13 protein-coding genes are annotated in these 16996 nt (G+C 50.9%); 5 read left to right on the top strand and 8 right to left on the bottom strand.

From position 1 onward, the window contains the following. Nucleotides 1–90 precede the first annotated feature (90 nt). The 5 genes from R6242_RS06410 to R6242_RS06390 all read right to left on the bottom strand — a co-directional run bounded on the left by R6242_RS06410 (nt 91) and on the right by R6242_RS06390 (nt 5011). Nucleotides 91–1230 carry a 5-(carboxyamino)imidazole ribonucleotide synthase gene (locus tag R6242_RS06410; RefSeq protein ID WP_293933834.1) on the bottom strand — a complete coding sequence of 380 codons (1140 nt, stop codon included), beginning with the start codon at nt 1228–1230 and terminating at the stop codon, nt 91–93. A gap of 77 nt (nt 1231–1307) precedes the next feature. Further along, nucleotides 1308–1568: a hypothetical protein gene (locus tag R6242_RS06405; RefSeq protein WP_318425216.1), complete on the bottom strand. Its 261-nt coding sequence runs from the start codon at nt 1566–1568 to the stop codon at nt 1308–1310. Next, nucleotides 1565–2053, bottom strand: a complete 489-nt coding sequence (purE, locus tag R6242_RS06400; RefSeq protein WP_318425213.1) for a 5-(carboxyamino)imidazole ribonucleotide mutase — start codon at nt 2051–2053, stop codon at nt 1565–1567. Before purE ends, R6242_RS06405 begins: the two co-directional genes overlap by 4 nt. Nucleotides 2054–2336: 283 nt before the next feature. Further along, complete coding sequence (msbA, locus tag R6242_RS06395; protein ID WP_318425211.1) at nt 2337–4091, bottom strand: lipid A export permease/ATP-binding protein MsbA; 1755 nt, start codon at nt 4089–4091, stop codon at nt 2337–2339. 203 nt (nt 4092–4294) lie between these two features. Next, nucleotides 4295–5011, bottom strand: coding sequence for a 16S rRNA (uracil(1498)-N(3))-methyltransferase (locus R6242_RS06390; protein ID WP_318425208.1), 717 nt, complete (start codon nt 5009–5011; stop codon nt 4295–4297). Between the two features lie 283 nt (nt 5012–5294). Here R6242_RS06390 and R6242_RS06385 point away from each other — a divergent pair, with 283 nt between their 5' ends. Together R6242_RS06385 and R6242_RS06380 are read left to right on the top strand one after the other, a co-directional pair. Then, complete coding sequence (locus R6242_RS06385) at nt 5295–8384, top strand: efflux RND transporter permease subunit (protein ID WP_318425204.1); 3090 nt, start codon at nt 5295–5297, stop codon at nt 8382–8384. A gap of 15 nt (nt 8385–8399) precedes the next feature. Further along, complete coding sequence (locus R6242_RS06380) at nt 8400–9518, top strand: efflux RND transporter periplasmic adaptor subunit (RefSeq protein WP_318425201.1); 1119 nt, start codon at nt 8400–8402, stop codon at nt 9516–9518. 326 nt (nt 9519–9844) lie between these two features. Here the strand turns inward: R6242_RS06380 and creD are convergent, their stop codons facing one another. From creD to creB, 3 genes are all read right to left on the bottom strand, one after another. Continuing rightward, on the bottom strand, nt 9845–11263 hold the full coding sequence (gene creD / locus R6242_RS06375; RefSeq protein ID WP_318425199.1) for a cell envelope integrity protein CreD: 1419 nt from the start codon (nt 11261–11263) through the stop codon (nt 9845–9847). A gap of 333 nt (nt 11264–11596) precedes the next feature. Then, a complete protein-coding gene (gene creC, locus R6242_RS06370; RefSeq protein WP_318425197.1) occupies nt 11597–13030 on the bottom strand; it encodes a two-component system sensor histidine kinase CreC in 1434 nt (477 codons plus the stop codon). Continuing rightward, entirely contained in the window at nt 13030–13728 is a 699-nt protein-coding gene (gene creB, locus R6242_RS06365; protein ID WP_318425194.1) for a two-component system response regulator CreB, read from the bottom strand. The genes creC and creB overlap by 1 nt, the downstream gene beginning before the upstream one ends. Nucleotides 13729–13882: 154 nt before the next feature. Between creB and R6242_RS06360 the strand changes: the two genes are divergently transcribed. From R6242_RS06360 to R6242_RS06350, 3 genes are all read left to right on the top strand, one after another. After that, entirely contained in the window at nt 13883–14866 is a 984-nt protein-coding gene (locus tag R6242_RS06360; RefSeq protein ID WP_318425192.1) for a patatin-like phospholipase family protein, read from the top strand. A gap of 223 nt (nt 14867–15089) precedes the next feature. Then, nucleotides 15090–16394 (top strand): hemolysin family protein, encoded by a 1305-nt coding sequence (locus tag R6242_RS06355; RefSeq protein WP_293933859.1) that lies wholly within the window; start codon nt 15090–15092, stop codon nt 16392–16394. Nucleotides 16395–16448: 54 nt separating this feature from the next. After that, nucleotides 16449–16889, top strand: a complete 441-nt coding sequence (locus tag R6242_RS06350; protein ID WP_318425188.1) for an SDR family NAD(P)-dependent oxidoreductase — start codon at nt 16449–16451, stop codon at nt 16887–16889. Nucleotides 16890–16996 lie beyond the last annotated feature (107 nt).

Genomic DNA, 16996 nt, shown 5'->3' with positions numbered 1-16996 from the left:
GTGATTGTTACCCAAAGGTTTTCTCCGTGGAACTCCGTGTTCTCTGTGTCCTCCGTGGTTCAAGACTTGGGTTTTGTTGGGTTTTAATAATTACAGCGTTTCTTTTAGTGCCAAAGCCTGCTCTAAAGCGGCATCTACATTGCTGGCTAGCACATTGTAATGGCCCATTTTGCGGCCTGCGCGGGCTTCTTTTTTGCCGTAGAGGTGCAGCTTGGTGTTGGGTGCGGTGAGCATGATTTCCCACTGCGGCTCGCTGCCATCGCTATGCCAAACATCGCCCAGCAGATTCACCATCACCACCGGTGTGTGCAAATCAGGCTTGCCTGGGTAAAGGCCGCACATGGTGCGTACTTGTTGCTCAAATTGGCTGCTAAAAGTAGCGTCTAGCGTGTAATGGCCACTATTGTGCGGGCGCGGTGCCATTTCGTTAATGACCAGAGAATCGTCTTCTAGCACAAAAAACTCGACGGCAATCACGCCGATATAGTCGAGCTTTTCGGCAAGCGTGATCGCCATCGCACGGGCGCGCTCGGTGATTTCTGGGCTGATGCGGGCCGGAACAATCGAGATATCTAAAATACCATCGGTATGGATATTTTCTGCAGGCGGAAAACAGGCGATTTCATTGGCGGCACTGCGAGCCACAATCACAGAGACTTCGGCCTTAAGTGGTAGCATTTTTTCTAGCACACAAGGCTGATGTTTCAGCTCAGATAAGGCGTAGCGAGCTTCTTCTAGGTTTTTGATGCGCACTTGGCCCTTGCCGTCGTAGCCATTACGGGCAGTTTTTAAAATGCCTGGCAGGTAGGGGCTAAGGTCTTGTTCTAGATCGCCGGAGTTTTTAATCACTAGAAACGGCGCAGTGGCAAGGCCCGCATCGCGGATAAAGTTTTTCTCGCAAGTGCGGTCTTGGGCAATGGCGACTGAATCACCTGAGGGGCTTACTTTTACTCCCTGCGTGGCTAGCCAGCGCATGCTATCGGCGTTGACGTTTTCAAACTCGGTGGTGACAGCCGCGCATTGCTTGGCTAGCGCCGCCAGTGCTTCTGGATCGGTATAGGGCTTGCACAGATGAACATCAGCAATCTCGGCTGCTGGAGCGGCAGGATCGGGATCAAGCACGGTTACGCTATAGCCCATGGTTTTGGCTGCCATGGCAAACATGCGGCCTAGTTGGCCTCCACCCAAGATGCCTAACATGGCGGGTGGGAGAATCGGCTTAACGGCCATTTTTAAATCCTTTCTTGTGCCAATTCCAGCAGAGATTGGCGGCTAATTAGGGCACGGCATGCCGTGCCCCTACAAAATCAATCATTATCTTGACGTCGTTTTACGCCCTGTAATAGGGCAACGCCCCAGAGGCCCCAGCCAAAGACGGCACCTAAAATAAGGGCTAATGGCAGGATCTGCAAGGTGGCGGCGATCAGTGATTTTCTTTCAAAAAAGCTGATTGTCAAAGAAAACAGCAGGCCAAAGGGCAGCCCCCAGCAGAAGGCTCCTCGGTAAAAAACGCTGAATAAAAAGCCTTTTTCTTCTAGCTCAGCCAGCAGCTCTTTGGCAGGTTTCATTCGACTTCGGGCAGTTCCATCGCCAGCACGGTTTCTTTTTGCTCGGCCCGGAATGCAATCAGCTTAGCAGCCAGCTCTGGCTGTGCATTGGCAAGCAGAGAGATGGCAAATAGCGCTGCATTAGCAGCACCCGCTTCACCAATCGCAAAAGTGGCAACCGGAATGCCTTTAGGCATTTGTACGATGGAGAGCAAGGAGTCTTCACCGCGTAGATATCTAGAAGGAACGGGCACGCCCAGTACCGGAATGGTGGTTTTGGCCGCAATCATGCCTGGCAGATGGGCTGCACCGCCTGCGCCTGCAATAATGCATTGCAAGCCGCGGGCAGCGGCAGTTTCGGCGTATTCAAACAAGAGATCAGGGGTGCGATGCGCAGAAACAACGCGGCATTCAAATGCCACGCCAAAGGCTTTTAGTTGCTTAGCGGCATGCTGCATGACTTCCCAGTCACTATTGCTACCCATTACAACGCCGACTTGAATCATGGGTTTCCCCCGAGTAAAGAATGAATGTTACCGAAAAAATAGCAATTAGGGAGAGTTTCGATTGCTTTCGAGTTTTCTTAGCGCAGTTTGCATGAAGTCAAAGCCGTGATTTTAAGTAAATTAGCTGTATTTTTACCAAGCATTAGCAAATACTAATAAATAAATTGACGTGTCATATGCACTAGGGCATTCTGCGTTCCGCGGTGCATGTGCCGCGTAATTCGCAATTACATTTGATACGCTGAGAGGCTTGCCTCTCAGCGTTTTTTTACCTAAACGCCTGTTAACCGTTGGCAAATTGCGCGGCATGCATACGGCTATACATGCCATTTTTAGCCATCAGCGCGTGGTGATTACCGCTCTCAACGATTTTGCCCTGCTGCATCACCACGATTCGGCTGGCGTTTTCGATGGTAGATAGGCGGTGGGCAATCACGAGGGTGGTACGGCCTTGCATTAGGTTTTCTAGCGCGTCTTGTACCTTGCGCTCGGATTCGGTATCTAGTGCGCTGGTGGCCTCATCCAAGATCAAAATCGGTGCGTCTTTATAAATAGCGCGGGCAATCGCAAGGCGTTGGCGTTGGCCGCCAGATAAACGCATGCCGTTCTCACCTAATAGGGTGTTGAGGCCATCTGGCATGGCATCGATAAATTCTAGTGCGTGGGCTGCCTGTGCCGCCTGACGAACCCGCTCCAAATCAATCTCATTACCGTAAGCAATATTCGCCGTTACCGTGTCATTAAAAAGAATTACATCTTGCGAAACTAGGGCAATTTGTTGACGCAGATTAGCTAGCTGGTAATCCGCTAATGGCTGCTTATCGATCAATATTTGCCCGCTGCTGACATCATAAAAACGTGGCAGCAGATTGGCCAAGGTGGTTTTGCCACTGCCGGAGCTACCGACTAGGGCAATGGTTTCGCCAGGTTTAATGTCCAAATAAATGCCATCTAGTGCGGGCTTACCCTCGTCGCCATAGGCAAAGTGGATGTCTTGTAGCGTAATCGCACCCTGCACCCGTGGGCTTTGTAGCTGGCCCTGATTGGCCTCTATGGGCTCGTCTAAGATGGCAAATACCGATTCAGCTGCGGCTAAGCCTTTATGCAGGCTTTCGTTAATTTTGGTCAGATTTTTGATGGGTTGTTGCAACATCATCATTAGCACCATAAAGGCTACAAATGATCCCGCTGTCAGCTCGCCACTTTGTGCTCGCAAGCTGGCAAAATAAACAATCACGGCCAAAGTGACACCGATCAAAAACATGATCAGTCCAGAATTGGTGCTGGATGTGATGGCTTGCTTTACGCTCAACTGCCTCACATGATTATTGGTGTTGCCGAAACGATTTGTCTCATAAGAAAAACCACCAAAGATCTTAATGATGCGCTGGCCCGATAAGCTCTCATCTAAGATTTGCGTCATCTGCCCCATGGCGGCCTGTGTTTCACGCGAAAGCCTGCGTTGGCGCTTACCTACCACGCTAATGCTAATCGCTACGCCAGGCAGCAATATCAGGCAGAGTAAGGTGAGCTGCCAGTCGAGATACAGCATATATACAATAAGAAATACGAGTAAAAGCGAGTCTTTAACCAAGACGGTGAGCACTTTAGTGCCTGCTTCCATGATCTGGTTAACATCGTAAGTGACCCGTGATAGCAGTACACCTACCGAGTTTTGATCATAAAACTTAACAGGCAGCGTAAGCATGCGGCTGAACATTCTGCTGCGCAAATTGTGCATAACCCGTGATGAAATCCAGACGCTGGTGTAGTCATTGCCAAAGTTTGAAACCAGCCGCAGCATGGCTAAACCTAAAATTTGCGCGGGTAATATCCACGCTTGGCTTCTGGCAAGGGCCTCTGCGGCTGCGTTTGATTTGAGATTTTTATCAACGAGGGGTTGTAGCAATCCACCCAAGGCCACATCCACTGCTGCAGCAACAGCGAGGCAAATAATGGAAATGGCGACCATTTTCCAGTAAGGGCGAATTTCGCTCAGGATGCGCTTATAAAGAGCTCGATTATTCATTGCTGACATCGGCGTACCTTGGTTTGGGTTTTTCGGACAGGGGCGGATTATACGCTTTAGTGTGGAACAACATAGCTACCGACGGTGCTTGCATTTCAGTAGCATTTTTTTGCATTTCAGCTACTTTGTTTGTCACCTTATCGCGGCGTCATGTCAGTGAGTGCTGGATTTGGTTACAGTGATCTTGCTTAAGTGTAAACGCTGATTAAGGCTTACAAATCTCCATATCTGCTTTGCAGCAGTGCAGCAATCACGGGGGCAACCGTTTCGGTGCGAAAAATTCTTGGGCCAAGGATCAGCGGGGTGTAGCCAGCGGCCACGGCCAGTGTTTCTTCCGCAGCAGAAAATCCACCCTCGGGGCCAATCAGCACGGCGGCACTGTTGGCTGTGGCGGGTAATTCATTTTGCCGGATGGCGCCAATAGGGGAGAGCAGCAGTTTTAGCGCCGCGTTTTGCCCTAAGGCCTGCTCAAACTTAATGATGGGCAAGATAGCAGGAACACGGGTGCGGCCACATTGCTCGGCGGCGGATACGGCAATGGCCTGCCAGTGGGCGAGGCGTTTTTCGGCACGCTCACCACTAAGGCGTTGTTGGCAATATTCAGAAATAATCGGCTGGATGCAGCTTACACCCAGCTCACTGGCTTTTTGGATGGTGTAATCCATGCGATCGCTGGCGGAGATCGCTTGCAGCAGGGTCAGTTTAAGTGGGGATTCTCTATCTTGCTCGTCCCATGCCAGCACTTCTACCGCAACATGGCGTTTACCCATTTCGGTGATGCGGCCAGCGTATTCGCCACCTTGGCCATTAAACAGGGTGATGGCGTCATCCGGCTGCAGGCGCAGCACCTGTACATGGCGAGCAACATTTTCAGGCAAATTGAAGCCAAGGCCCGCGGCCAGTGGCATATCAAGGAAAAATCTAGGCATATTCACCTCGTACATTCGAGGGCTTGGTATACCCCAAGGCAGGCTTCGATTCAAGTACTGAGCAGGGGATTTTACCTTTGTATGCCTTAGCGCGGCGATGTTTGTTTTTAGCTGCGCTTTGAGCATGCCGTGTTTTTAGGCGCAGTGCATTGATCAAATACAAAATTAATACAAAGTTTATAAGCCTCACGACATCAAAATAAAGCAGAATATGCCGATGGCGTGTCAAGCTGTGGCATTATCTTGGCGTGCTAATTTAACCTCTTTTGAAAGAAGCCCCTGCATGTGGATAACCAAGGTTAGTATTAAACATCCGGTTTTTGCGACGATGGTCATGTTGGCGCTGCTGGTGCTGGGCTTGGCCTCTTACGGCTTGCTGCCGGTAGAGCGTATGCCGCCCGTGGCTAGCCCGCAGGTGTTTATTCAGCTGAGCTATCCTGGCGCATCCCCAGAGGCGATTGAAAACGATTTAATCAAGCCGCTAGAAGAGCAAATCAATACCGTTAATGGCGTCAAGCATATCTGGGCTACGGCGCGTGAGGGCTCGGCTTTTATGCAGGTGGAGTTTCGTATGGATGCGAACTCTGCCGGTGGCCTGCAAGAAATCCGCGATAAAGTAGCGCTGATTAAGCCCAATTTTCCTAAGGAAGCGAAAGACCCGCTGGTATTAAAGTCTGATATCAGTGGTGAAAGCGAGCCAGTGATGCAGCTGGCCTTACGCTCCGGCACGCTTAGCCTGCGCGAGCTGAGCATGTTGTCTGAGCAGATAGTGGTAAAGCGCTTACGCACAGCGCCAGGCGTGGGTAGCATTAATAGTAATGGCTTGGTGAACCGGCAGATTCAGTTGCGCTTGCGCCGCGATGCACTTAATAGCTACGGCCTAGGCGTAGATCAGGTGATGAACGCCGTGCGCGAGGCCAATCAGGATGTGCCCGCAGGGCGGATTGTAAATGGCAATAACGAGCAGCTGGTGCGGCTTGAGGGCAAGATTAAAGACCCTAAGCAATTTGGCAAAATCATTATCGCCCGCCAAGCCAATACACCGATTTATCTTGAGCAGGTCGCCGATGTGGTGGATGGCGAGCAGGAAAACACCTCTATCTCTCGCCTTGATGGGCAGAGCGTGATTAGCTTGGATATTTTCCCAATTCAGGGGGCGAATATTGTTGAGCTGGGCGAAGGGGTTAAAACCGCAGTTGAAAAAATGAAAGCCAGCCTGCCTGCTGGCGCTGAGCTGACCGTGGTTCAGGCTAATTCTGACGATATTAAGCGCGCCTTGAACGACACCAAGGCCACCATCTTAGAAGGCGGCATACTCACCACGCTGATTGTGTTTATGTTTTTGCACTCATGGCGCAGTACGGTGATTACCGCCTTAACCCTGCCCATCTCGGTGGTGGCGACGTTTGTGGCGGTGCATGCCTTTGGTTTCTCTTTAAATATGCTGACGCTGATGGCGCTGAGCCTGTCGATTGGCCTATTAATTGATGACGCAATTGTGGTGCGGGAAAACATTGTGCGCCATCTGGGCATGGGCAAAGACCATATCCGCGCTGCCCACGAGGGAACCGAGGAAATTGGCCTAGCGGTAATGGCCACCACCTTTGCTATTGTGGCGGTGTTTGTCCCCGTGGCGTTTATGCATGGGATTATCGGCTCGTTTTTCTTTCAGTTTGGGATTACCGTCACCGTGGCCGTGCTGGTTTCCTTGTTTGTTAGCTTTACCTTAGACCCGATGCTCTCATCAATCTGGCACGATCCAGAAGGCGATCGTTTTAAAAGCTGGCCGCGTATGGGGCGATTTATGGCGGCATTTGAGCGCCAGATCGAAAGGCTGCACCATCTCTATGGCCGCTTTTTAGCTTGGTCTTTAGTTAAACGAAAAACCGTGCTGGCCGGTGCCACGGTGGCCTTTATTGCTAGCTTATTTTTGCTGCCATTTATTGGTACAGAGTTTGAGCCTAAAGTTGATAACGGCGTGGTTAGGTTGCAACTAAACACCCCGATCGGCTCTAGCTTGGATTACACCAATGCCAAGACCAAGCAGATTGAAACTGCTTTAAAAGCGTTTAAAGAAGTGCGCTCAATTCAGGCTTCGGTAGGGGTGCAAAACAGCAAAAATATGGCGGAAATCACCCTAAAACTGGTGGATCGCAAACAACGCCGCTCGCAAGACGATATCGAAAAAGAAATTCGCAAGGTGATTGGCCATGTGGCCGGAGTGGAGTTATCGGTGGGCGGTTGGAAGCCGATTTTTATCACCGTATTTGGCCCCGACCCTAGCAAACTGACGCAAATCACCGGTGATTTAATGAAAAAAATCGCCAAGATCCCTGGTGTGGTGGATCTAGAAAGTAGCGAAAAAGCCTTTACCCCCACGCTGGCGATCAAAATTGATAACGAAGCTGCGAGTGATTTAGGCCTAAATAACGCGCAAATTGGCAGTGCATTACGCGCGCTCATCTCAGGCGAAACCATCAGCCACTGGCTAGCCAGCGATGGGCAAAATTACGACGTGGTGGTGCAGTTGGCCGAAAGCGATCGGCGTACCGCCAGCGATTTGGGTGATCTTTACCTGAGCAGCTCTAAAACCAATAGCGATGGCTCGCCGCTTAGAGTGTCTTTGCGCCAAGTGGCTAGCTTAGAAAACAGCAGCAGCTCGCAGCAACTTAAACGGCTAGATATGCAGCGCCGTGTTTCGCTTTACGCCAATGTGCAAGGCCGCCCCAGCGGCACGGTCAGCAATGAAGTGCAAGCCTTGTTGGATAAAACCGAGCTGCCACCTGGCTATCACTTTGGCACAGGTGGGCAGCAGGCCGAGATGCAAGAAGCCTTTGCCGCCTTCCTTGGCGCAATTGGCCTAGCGGTGATCTTTATTTACTTTGTGCTGGCCTCGCAATTTGGCAGTTTTTTGCAGCCTTTGGCAATCATGGCCTCACTGCCGTTCTCGCTAACGGGAGCATTGCTGGCGCTGTTTTTAACTGGCACCACCATCAATTTATTCTCCATGATCGGTTTTATGATGTTACTAGGCTTGGCGGTTAAAAACGCGATTTTATTGGTGGATTTTGCCAACCACGGTAGACGTGCTGGCCAACAGGTGAAGGAAGCATTGCTAGAAGCGGGCCAAGTGCGTTTAAGACCTATTTTAATGACCACTGCCGCGATGATTTTTGGCATGTTGCCGATGGCGATTGGCCTAGGCGAAGGCGGCGAAACCCAAGCAGCAATGGGCCGTTCAATTATCGGCGGGGTGATTTCCTCCACCGTGCTGACGCTGGTTGTTGTCCCGATTTTGTATGCTTATTTAGATGGCTGGGCGGTAAAACGCAAGGCGCGTAAAGCTGCAAAGCTTGCGCTGGCAACGAACTAATCAGGAATAAATGCGATGACTATGTTTAAGAAAAAAAGTATTGGCCTAGCACTCTTGTTTATTGCTCTGGCAGCTGGCGGTGTGGCTTTTACCCAAGGCAAGGGTAAGCCTGATAAAAAAGAAGAAGCGCCGCGTAAATTAGAATTTGCCGCCGCCGATTTAGCCGTGGCTACGTTGCGGCCCTTGGATCAATCCATCTCGATTAGTGGTGCTTTGCAGGCGGTTAACCATGCCTCTTTGCGCTCTAAAGTATCGGCTCAGGTAGATAGCGTGCTGGTGCGTGAAGGTGAAGAAGTAAAAGCGGGCCAAGTACTGGCGCGCTTTGATGCGAGCAATATGATTGCCCAGTTGAACGAGCGGCAAAGCAATTTGGATATGGCGAAGGCCGAGCTGGCGCTGGCAGAAAAAACCCACGGCAAAAACCAAGCCTTACAAAAACAAGGCTTTATTTCTGGCAATGCCTTTGATAGCAGCTCAAGCAGCCTGACTGTTAGCCAAGCCAAGTTAAAAGCGATTCAAGCGCAGGTGGCGGTGGCTAAAAACGCCATGGACGATATGGTGCTGCGTGCGCCGATTGCTGGGCAGATCAGCAAGCGCTTTATTCAGCCTGGTGAAAAAGTCGATCAAAATTCCGAGCTATTTAATATCGTCGACGTATCCGCTATGGAGCTACAAGTCGCCGTGCCCGCCAATCAAATTGCCAATGTAGCCGCTGGGCAGCAGGCCGAGTTTCAGGTGGATGGCTTTGGCAGCAAGGTATTTAACGGCACGGTGCAACGCATCAATCCCGAAGTAGAAAAGAACTCCCGCGCGATTACCGTGTTTTTAGCAGTTAAAAACCCCGGTGGCACCTTGCGTGGCGGCATGTTTGCCAAAGGCCAGCTGGCCCTTGGCGTATCGTCGCCAAAACTCACCATCCCAAGCGGCGCAGTGCTTGGTGGCAGCACCGATCCTTACGTCTATTGGCTAGAGAACGGCAAAATTGCCCAAAGCAAAGTAAAACTAGGCAGCAGTGACGAGCGCAGCGGCCTTACCGAAATCACCTTCGGCATCGCCGCAGGCACTAAAGTGCTGGCAAGGAAAATGGACGGGATTAAAACGGGAATGGTGGCGATTGCGGCTTCGGGGGGGTAAGTTGTGCGGCGTGATGCCTCTTGCTCAATGCACTCTGTGTAGATGGATTTCTTGAGGGCTTGGTTTTGGAATTGGTAGGGCGGGTGAAACCCGCGAGCAAGGCTGAATCAACACGCGGGTTTCACCCGCCCTACGCTATTTATAATGAGATTGAGCAAGAGGCATAGTCAGGAAGCGTTTTGCCCACCCTACAGATCGCTGAAATGGCCCATTGCCTATAAATTAAGCAATGGGCCATTTATTTTGAGGATGGCGATGTAGGGTGGGCACCCGTGCCCACACGTCTATGCATCTCGGCGTGGGCAAGATAAAGGGTTTTGTCCAGCCTACAGCTCGCTGGAATCGCCCGCCGTCCGCAAATTCAGCGCTTGCCAATCTGTTTTACGGGTGAGCACCATCACGCAGCTCAGCAGGCCAAATAGGGTTAGGCTGCCCATTAGTAGCGCCATATCTTCTGATTGCAAGATGCCATACAACAGGCCATAGAGTGCGGAAAGGATGATGGAAAAGCCTAAGCCGCGCTGCCATGCGGCCAGCACAAAGCTGACGTAATAGCCGAGCAGGGCAGTGGATGCGGCGGCGGCGGCCCAGTAGGCTTTGGCAAAGCCTAGATGCTCGGATAGCGATAAAGTCAGCAGAAAAAACAGCGCTAATGCTGCACCAACCAAGGCGTATTGCACGGGGTGGATTTCGATGCGTTTGAGTACCGACATCAAAAACACCGCACCAAAAATCACCAGTACAAATAGTTCGGCGTATTTGATCGTGCGCTCGTTGAGGGCGTATCTATCAACGGGGTCTACCAAGCGTAAGCCTAGTGAGGCGCTGGGGCAGTCTGATTTAACGCAGTTGCCACCGGTAGCCAACTGGCTGGTTTGCCAGCGTGCGCTAAAGCCCTGAGCGGTAACGCTGCGCTCGACTGGGGCAAAGTTGCCGCTAAAGCTGGGGTGAGGCCAATTGCCCGCCAGCGCTACATGGCTTTCTTTGCCAATGGGTTCGATCAGTAATTGCGTTGTGCCACTGAGTTTTAGGTTCAGTTTAAAATCTAGCGATTCTGCACCGGCGGGCAAGCTAACCATGGCGTGTACTCCGCCGCCTAAATTGCTGGCTGCGGGAGCGAGGGCTACGGTGCGCTCTTCCCCCGAAGCCGAAGCCGCTTCGGCAACCACGCTTGGTGTGCTGACTTCTTGCAAGGTGCCAGGCTCAAAATTTAATGAATTAGCCGCCAGCGTACCGCCCATATTCTGAATACCACGCACATCAGAAAGGCTAAGCACGATATAGGGCTTGCCCCAGCGGCTAGTGATTTTCTCACGGGTGGAGCTTGGCTGTTGCTCGTAGTGGCTTAGTAGGGGCAGGGCAAAGCGCCCAGATAGGATAAGATCACTGCGGTAAATTGGCGCTTCAAAAATACCCCGCTTTAGTTTCTCTACCGCTAATTGCCCATTGGCAGCAAATTGCTCGGGGCGCAGGATGATATTGCGGCTGCTGCTGCTTTCTTCCCAAGCACTGATTTTGCCCTGGGGGGTTTTCTGCTCGGTCAGCTTGCTGATGGTTTCAGTTAAAGGCAGCACCAAAAAAGGCCCTTTCACGGTTTGCTCACCCGCACTGAATTGGGCAATTTCTTGGCGTACCTCCTGAGCGCGCTGCTGCCGCTCAAATACCATATGCCTGACCAGATTTAAAACAAACACCATGCCTATTAGCAGCAGAACGCTGGTGAAAAACTTCCACTTAAGTTTCATGACCTTCCCCTTACATATGCGATGGGGCATTGTGCAAGGCCGGTGTGGAGGGATAATGAGTGGAATGTGGAGATTGTGTGGAGATGGGGTGTTGCGCAGCAAAACCCACTCTTGAACCACAGAGGGCACAGAGAATACGGAGTTCCACAGAGAAAAACGAGGCTTGATCGGTTTTCTCTGTGAACTTTTATGTCCTGCAAAGGAGGTTTAAGCAGGAAAGGTTGGTCTGATAATTAGGACGTTCAATGCAAACGGCATAGTTACTGTGTTTCTCCGTGGAATTCCGTGTCCTCTGGGATCGAAGTGGTTCAAGAGTGAGTTTTTATTGATGATCTAATCCAATGGCAAGCAAACGCTCGCCACCACGCCTCCCTCCACATGATTTGCCAAGCTTACACTTCCGCCATGTAATTCCAGCATGGTGCGGGTAAGTGCCAGCCCTAGACCGGTGCTTTTTTGACCGGTGGCGGGGCGGGGTAGGGAGTAAAAGCGCTCGAATAGTCGGGTGAGGGCGTAGTCGGGGATGGGCTCGCCTTGGTTGTGGATGGCAATTTGCAAGCTTTGCGCTTCAATTGTCAGCTTGATATCGATCTGCCCATGCTCAGGGGTGAAGTCTAGTGCGTTTTGCAGCAGGTTTCTGATGGCTTGGGTGAGTAAAAAGGCTTCGCCGTGGATGATGGCGCTGGGCCATGGTGCGTGCAGTATTTGCCGTGAACCGGCTTGTGGGCTAAGTGCATTGATCACTTCGTCTAGTAGCTTGGCGATATCCACTGGTTTGGTATCTTTAAGGCCGTGCCTGGCTTCCAAGGTGGCTAATTGCAGCAGGCGGTCGACAATTTGCTGCATGCGGGCGGTTTCTTGGCGGATATGGCTGGTAAAGCGCTGGTGATCGCCCTCGTTTAGCTCGCGGCCCTCTTCAAACAGAATTTCGGCCGCGCCACGTATGCCCGCCAGTGGTGATTTCAGCTCGTGGGTTAGCCCGTGCACATAGTTTTCTACATAGGCTTTGCCCTCTAAGCGCTCGCGCATATTGCCTAGGGCTGCGGCCAGGGTGGTGAGCTCGCGGTTGGCGCTAAAGTGTGGCACGGCCACGGCCTGCCCCTCACTAACGGCACGGGCAAAGGTGGTGAGCTTGCTGATGCCGTGGCTAAGCCACCATGAAAATAAGCCACCAATCATTAGCCCGACGGCCAGTAGGATGAGGCCCGCTCGCCATAATTTGTTTTCGCTGCGTTCAATAAATGGCTGCATGGCCCAGTTGGGGCGGGCTACGGTGAGTACGCCAATAATTTCTTTGCCCTTGGTGATAGGGGCGGCAACGTGCATTACGGTGGTGGATTCATCGTAGCGATCCATCGGTGAGCTACGCGCGCCATACTGGCCACGCAGGGTGAGATACACATCGCGCCATTGGCTGTAATCTTGGCCGACCGCTAGTCCGGTGGAATCGAGTATCACTTTGCCCTTGGCATCGGTGATATACACGCGCAAAAAGGTTTTATCTCTGGCTACGCCCCATACTTTGGCCTGCGGGTTTCTTTCGGCAAACAGCTTAATGGCTCTGGCAAAACGGCCATCGTCTAGCCGCCCCGCCACAAAATCGGGCTGTACCAGTTCGGCTAATAAATTGGCCGTGTCGACCAGCACTTCTTCACTGGATTGGCGCACTGCGGGTTTGATCTCGTCGCCCACCAGCCTGAGTAAAAAAGCCGCCAGCAGGCCAACCAGTAAAAAGTAACCCAAGAATATTCGCAGTGAAAAACGCATTAAATCTGCTCCAGCGCATAGCCAAAGCCGCGGTGGGTGGCGATGGGGTCTAGGTCTGGCCTCACTAGGCGCAATTTGGCGCGCAGGCTTTTGATATGGCTATCGATGGTGCGCTCGAAGCTATCTTCGGCCGCCTCGCCCAGCGCGTCCAGCAGCTGGGCGCGGCTAAATACTTGGCCAGGGTGGGCTAGCAGGGTGATCAGCAGGCGATATTCCGAAGGGGTAAGCGTTAAATATTGGCCAGCGTATTGCACGCGGCGGGCTTGGGCTTCGTGCTGAAACAGGCTACTGCTGGTGGCGGGGTGGCTATAGCTGGAGCTAGTATCGGTTTTGGGGCTGCTGCGTTTTAAAATGGCTTTGACTCGGGCAGCTACTTCGCGCGGGCTAAAGGGCTTGAGTACATAATCATCTGCGCCCAGCTCCAGCCCTAAAATTCGATCGAATTCTTCCGCTCTGGCGGTGAGCAGCAGCACCGGCAGATCGCTGTGGCGGCGCAGGCGTTTAAGCACTTCTAGCCCGCTATCGTCGGGTAGGCCGATATCTAAAATCAGCAGATCGGGCCGCTGCGCCTTGATGGCCGCTTCGCCATCTCTGGCCAGCAAATAGCTGCTTACCGCAAAGCCCTCGCGCTCCAGAGCAAAGCGTAGCGTATCGGCGATGGCGGGTTCGTCTTCTATTAATACAATGGTGGTGCTCATTGCAGGCCTTATCAGAAGTAATGCCCTTGATTGTAAGTGACTTTCTACACTCTGTGCGCCACGGATAGCTGCTATGCTGCATTGCAGCATCAGTTTTTAACAAAGCTTCGTTAGGCTGGGTGTTTATTCTTGTGCATTCTTGTGAGGGCTGACCATGACTAAGAATTTGCGAACGATTAATCTTGCTTTGCAAGGCGGTGGCGCGCATGGGGCATTTACTTGGGGTGTGCTGGATGCCTTGCTAGAAGATGGCCGCCTGCAGTTTGAGGGCGTCAGCGGCACTAGCGCAGGGGCAATGAATGCGATCGTGCTGGCACAGGGCTTGATGGATGGTGGGCCAGCAGGGGCGAGACTGGCGTTAGAGAAATTTTGGCTAGCGCTTGCTAGTAGCATGCCTGCTGATATGGGATCAGGCGACAGTACGTCGGTGAGCAAAATAATGCAGCAGTGGACGCGTTATTTGTCCCCAAGCCAAATGAATCCTTTTGATTTAAATCCGCTGCGTGATTTGATCTGTCAGCAAATAGATTTTGAGGCATTGCAAAGGCATAGTCCCGTTAAGTTATTTATTGCCACGACCCATGCTAATTCAGGCAAGTTAAGAATTTTTACTAATGCAGAAATGACGGCTGATGTGGTGTTGGCCTCGGCGTGTTTGCCTACTTTATATCGCAGTGTAACCATTGATGGCGAGCCTTATTGGGATGGCGCTTATTCGGCTAATCCAGCGATATTTCCTTTATTTGATTACTGTGATGCCTGTGATATTTTGCTGGTGCTATTGCAGCCGCTTAATTTAAATCCTACACCGGATTCGGCCAGAGAAATTCAAAGTAGAATTTTAGATATTACGTTTCAATCTGGGTTTTTGCGAGAAATGCAGATGTTTACGCGGCTGAAAGCACGCCGCCCCTTATTTGTTTGGTCAAAATTAGATCGGCATATTGCACGCACTCATTTTCATTTGATTGAGGCAGAAATGGGGCAGTTTAATGCGGAGTCCAAACTAGCTGTTAATTTAAAGTTTTTTACCACTTTAAAAGAAATGGGGCGTGAAGCGGGGAAAAAATGGCTGGCTGGCCATTATGCTGATTTAGGCCGCTCATCTAGCGTGGATTTAGCAGAAGTATTTGCTTAAGTTGTGGCGGCTTGCGCAGTGCAGTTTGCCGTGCAATAAAGTGTAATAGATTGAGATTTAAGTCGATTTTTGTCAGTTTTTTTGGTTTTTTAACCATCATCTGCCGCATTTTGCCGTTTATGTGTTTATTTTTTAAAGTGATCTCGTTAAAAAACACTTTGATCCTGCATAATGAAGGCTACTTAAACAAACAAAAGGATAGGAGCTTCTTGAAGCTCCTGATATGGGCAGTAGTATTTTATTGATTGTAGTTGCGTTGCTGTTGGTTCTCCTCAATGGTTTTTTTGTGGCGGCAGAGTTTGGCTTAGTTAAATTACGCTCAACTCGGGTGCATGCCATCGCTAAAACAATGGGCTGGCGCGGGCAGATTTTAGTCAAGGTGCATAGTAATCTTGATGCTTATCTTTCTGCTTGTCAGCTTGGTATTACCCTCGCATCCCTTGGACTTGGTTGGATTGGCGAGCCTGCATTTGTCAGCCTATTGCAGCCCTTATTGGCTTCGGTGGGGATTGTGAATGAGGCTTTGATTCACTCTATCTCGTTTGCCTTCGCATTTTTTATTATTTCTTATTTGCATATCGTGGTGGGCGAGCTTGCTCCCAAATCCATGGCGATTCGTATGCCAGATAAGGTCAGTATTTGGACTGCCATCCCGCTGTATTGTTTTTATTGGCTGATGTATCCGGCAATCTGGATGCTGAACCACAGTGCCAACTGGGTGCTGCGTAAGCTGGGCCTAGATATTGCGGATGATCACGATAGCCATTATTCCGCTGAAGAGCTGAAGCTCATTTTACGTACCTCGCAATCTGATGAGCAGTATAGCGAAGATGATTGGCGTGTCTTGGCGCAGGCATTGGATTTCCGTGATTTAGAAGTCGCAGATTTAATGCATCCTTTTAATGAGGCGGTGGCTTTGCAGGCGAGTGCAGATATTGAAACGCATTTAGATTTATTGGTAAAACACCGCTACAGCCGCTATCCCCTGTTGAATGAGGCGGGGCAGGTACAATCGGTACTGCACTTAAAAGATGTGTTTTTTGCGATGCGTAAAGGCGAGTTGCCTACTCATTTAGATAAATTAGCCCGCCCTGTGCTTACCGTATCTCCGCGTATGTCGGTATCTGAGCTGTTTAAACGCTTTCAGCACGGCACGCCGCATTTTGCTGTGGTGGCCTATAAAGACGGCCAGCCGTTGGGCTTTATTACGCTGGATAATTTGCTGGGTGCTTTGGTGGGTGAGATTGGCGATGAATTTCGCCAGCCACAAAATGAATGGTCCAAGCTCGACGATGGCTCTTTAATTGGTAAGGGTAGCTTGAATATCTTTACCCTAGAGCGTGCATTGGGGATTGATATTGAGGAAACCGAGGCGGATTCAGTGGGCGGCTTGATTATGCAGCAGCTCGGTGATTTACCCACGGAAGGCCAGCGTATTCGTTTTGAGCACTTTGATGCCGTGGTTAAAAAGATGAATGGCCCAAGAATTGTGCTGCTGCGAATTTACCCGCATGAGTTGGTGAGTTAATCGCTAAGAAATACGCTGGTTACCTTGTTTTAGCTCATCAATAGGCACCAATAAATGAAGCTTCTTTGCATTACCGGTGGATCGCAAGGCTTAGGCGCGGCTTTGGTGGATGTGTATCAAGGCTTGGGCTGGCATATTTGTGAGTTTTCGCGCAGCGGCAGCAGCAACGGGCATATTCGTCTGGATTTAGCTGCGGCCGATGCCGCCAGTGTGGCCGATCAAGCATTTAGCCAGCTTGCCAGCCAGCCTTGGGAAGAAGTGCTACTGGTTAATAACGCCGGTATGCTTAGCCCGCTCGCACCTGTTTCAGCCATCAGCGATGAGGCGATTGCCCTTAATTTGAATGTTAATTTCAACTCGGCAATCCGCGTTATTGCGGCGTTTATCCGCCATTTTGGCGATATGCCTGTGCCTAAAACGCTGGTGCAAATTTCATCCGGTGCAGCACTGCGTGGCTATGGCAGTTGGTCTTTATATTGGCTCTGTCTGCGTTAACAGTTGAAATACGTTCTTCTCGCTATACTGAAATATAGGTCGCAAGGAGAAAGCATCATGAAATCTTCTGTATTTCACGAATGGATGAAATCTTTGCCGCAATTGAG

This window comes from Iodobacter sp. CM08 (genome assembly GCF_033446605.1).
Taxonomy (GTDB): Bacteria; Pseudomonadota; Gammaproteobacteria; order Burkholderiales; family Chitinibacteraceae; genus Iodobacter.
Note: the sequence above shows the minus strand (reverse complement) of the source record. Positions and strands in the feature narration are given on the sequence as shown.

Coding starts and splice junctions, on each gene's coding strand:
- msbA (WP_318425211.1), bottom strand. CDS start 4,091: ATGTCAGCAATGAATAATCGAGCTCTTTATAAGCGCATCCTGAGCGAA.
- R6242_RS06380 (WP_318425201.1), top strand. CDS start 8,400: ATGACTATGTTTAAGAAAAAAAGTATTGGCCTAGCACTCTTGTTTATT.
- R6242_RS06360 (WP_318425192.1), top strand. CDS start 13,883: ATGACTAAGAATTTGCGAACGATTAATCTTGCTTTGCAAGGCGGTGGC.
- creB (WP_318425194.1), bottom strand. CDS start 13,728: ATGAGCACCACCATTGTATTAATAGAAGACGAACCCGCCATCGCCGAT.
- creD (WP_318425199.1), bottom strand. CDS start 11,263: ATGAAACTTAAGTGGAAGTTTTTCACCAGCGTTCTGCTGCTAATAGGC.
- R6242_RS06390 (WP_318425208.1), bottom strand. CDS start 5,011: ATGCCTAGATTTTTCCTTGATATGCCACTGGCCGCGGGCCTTGGCTTC.
- creC (WP_318425197.1), bottom strand. CDS start 13,030: ATGCGTTTTTCACTGCGAATATTCTTGGGTTACTTTTTACTGGTTGGC.
- purE (WP_318425213.1), bottom strand. CDS start 2,053: ATGATTCAAGTCGGCGTTGTAATGGGTAGCAATAGTGACTGGGAAGTC.
- R6242_RS06350 (WP_318425188.1), top strand. CDS start 16,449: ATGAAGCTTCTTTGCATTACCGGTGGATCGCAAGGCTTAGGCGCGGCT.
- R6242_RS06355 (WP_293933859.1), top strand. CDS start 15,090: ATGGGCAGTAGTATTTTATTGATTGTAGTTGCGTTGCTGTTGGTTCTC.
- R6242_RS06410 (WP_293933834.1), bottom strand. CDS start 1,230: ATGGCCGTTAAGCCGATTCTCCCACCCGCCATGTTAGGCATCTTGGGT.
- R6242_RS06385 (WP_318425204.1), top strand. CDS start 5,295: ATGTGGATAACCAAGGTTAGTATTAAACATCCGGTTTTTGCGACGATG.
- R6242_RS06405 (WP_318425216.1), bottom strand. CDS start 1,568: ATGAAACCTGCCAAAGAGCTGCTGGCTGAGCTAGAAGAAAAAGGCTTT.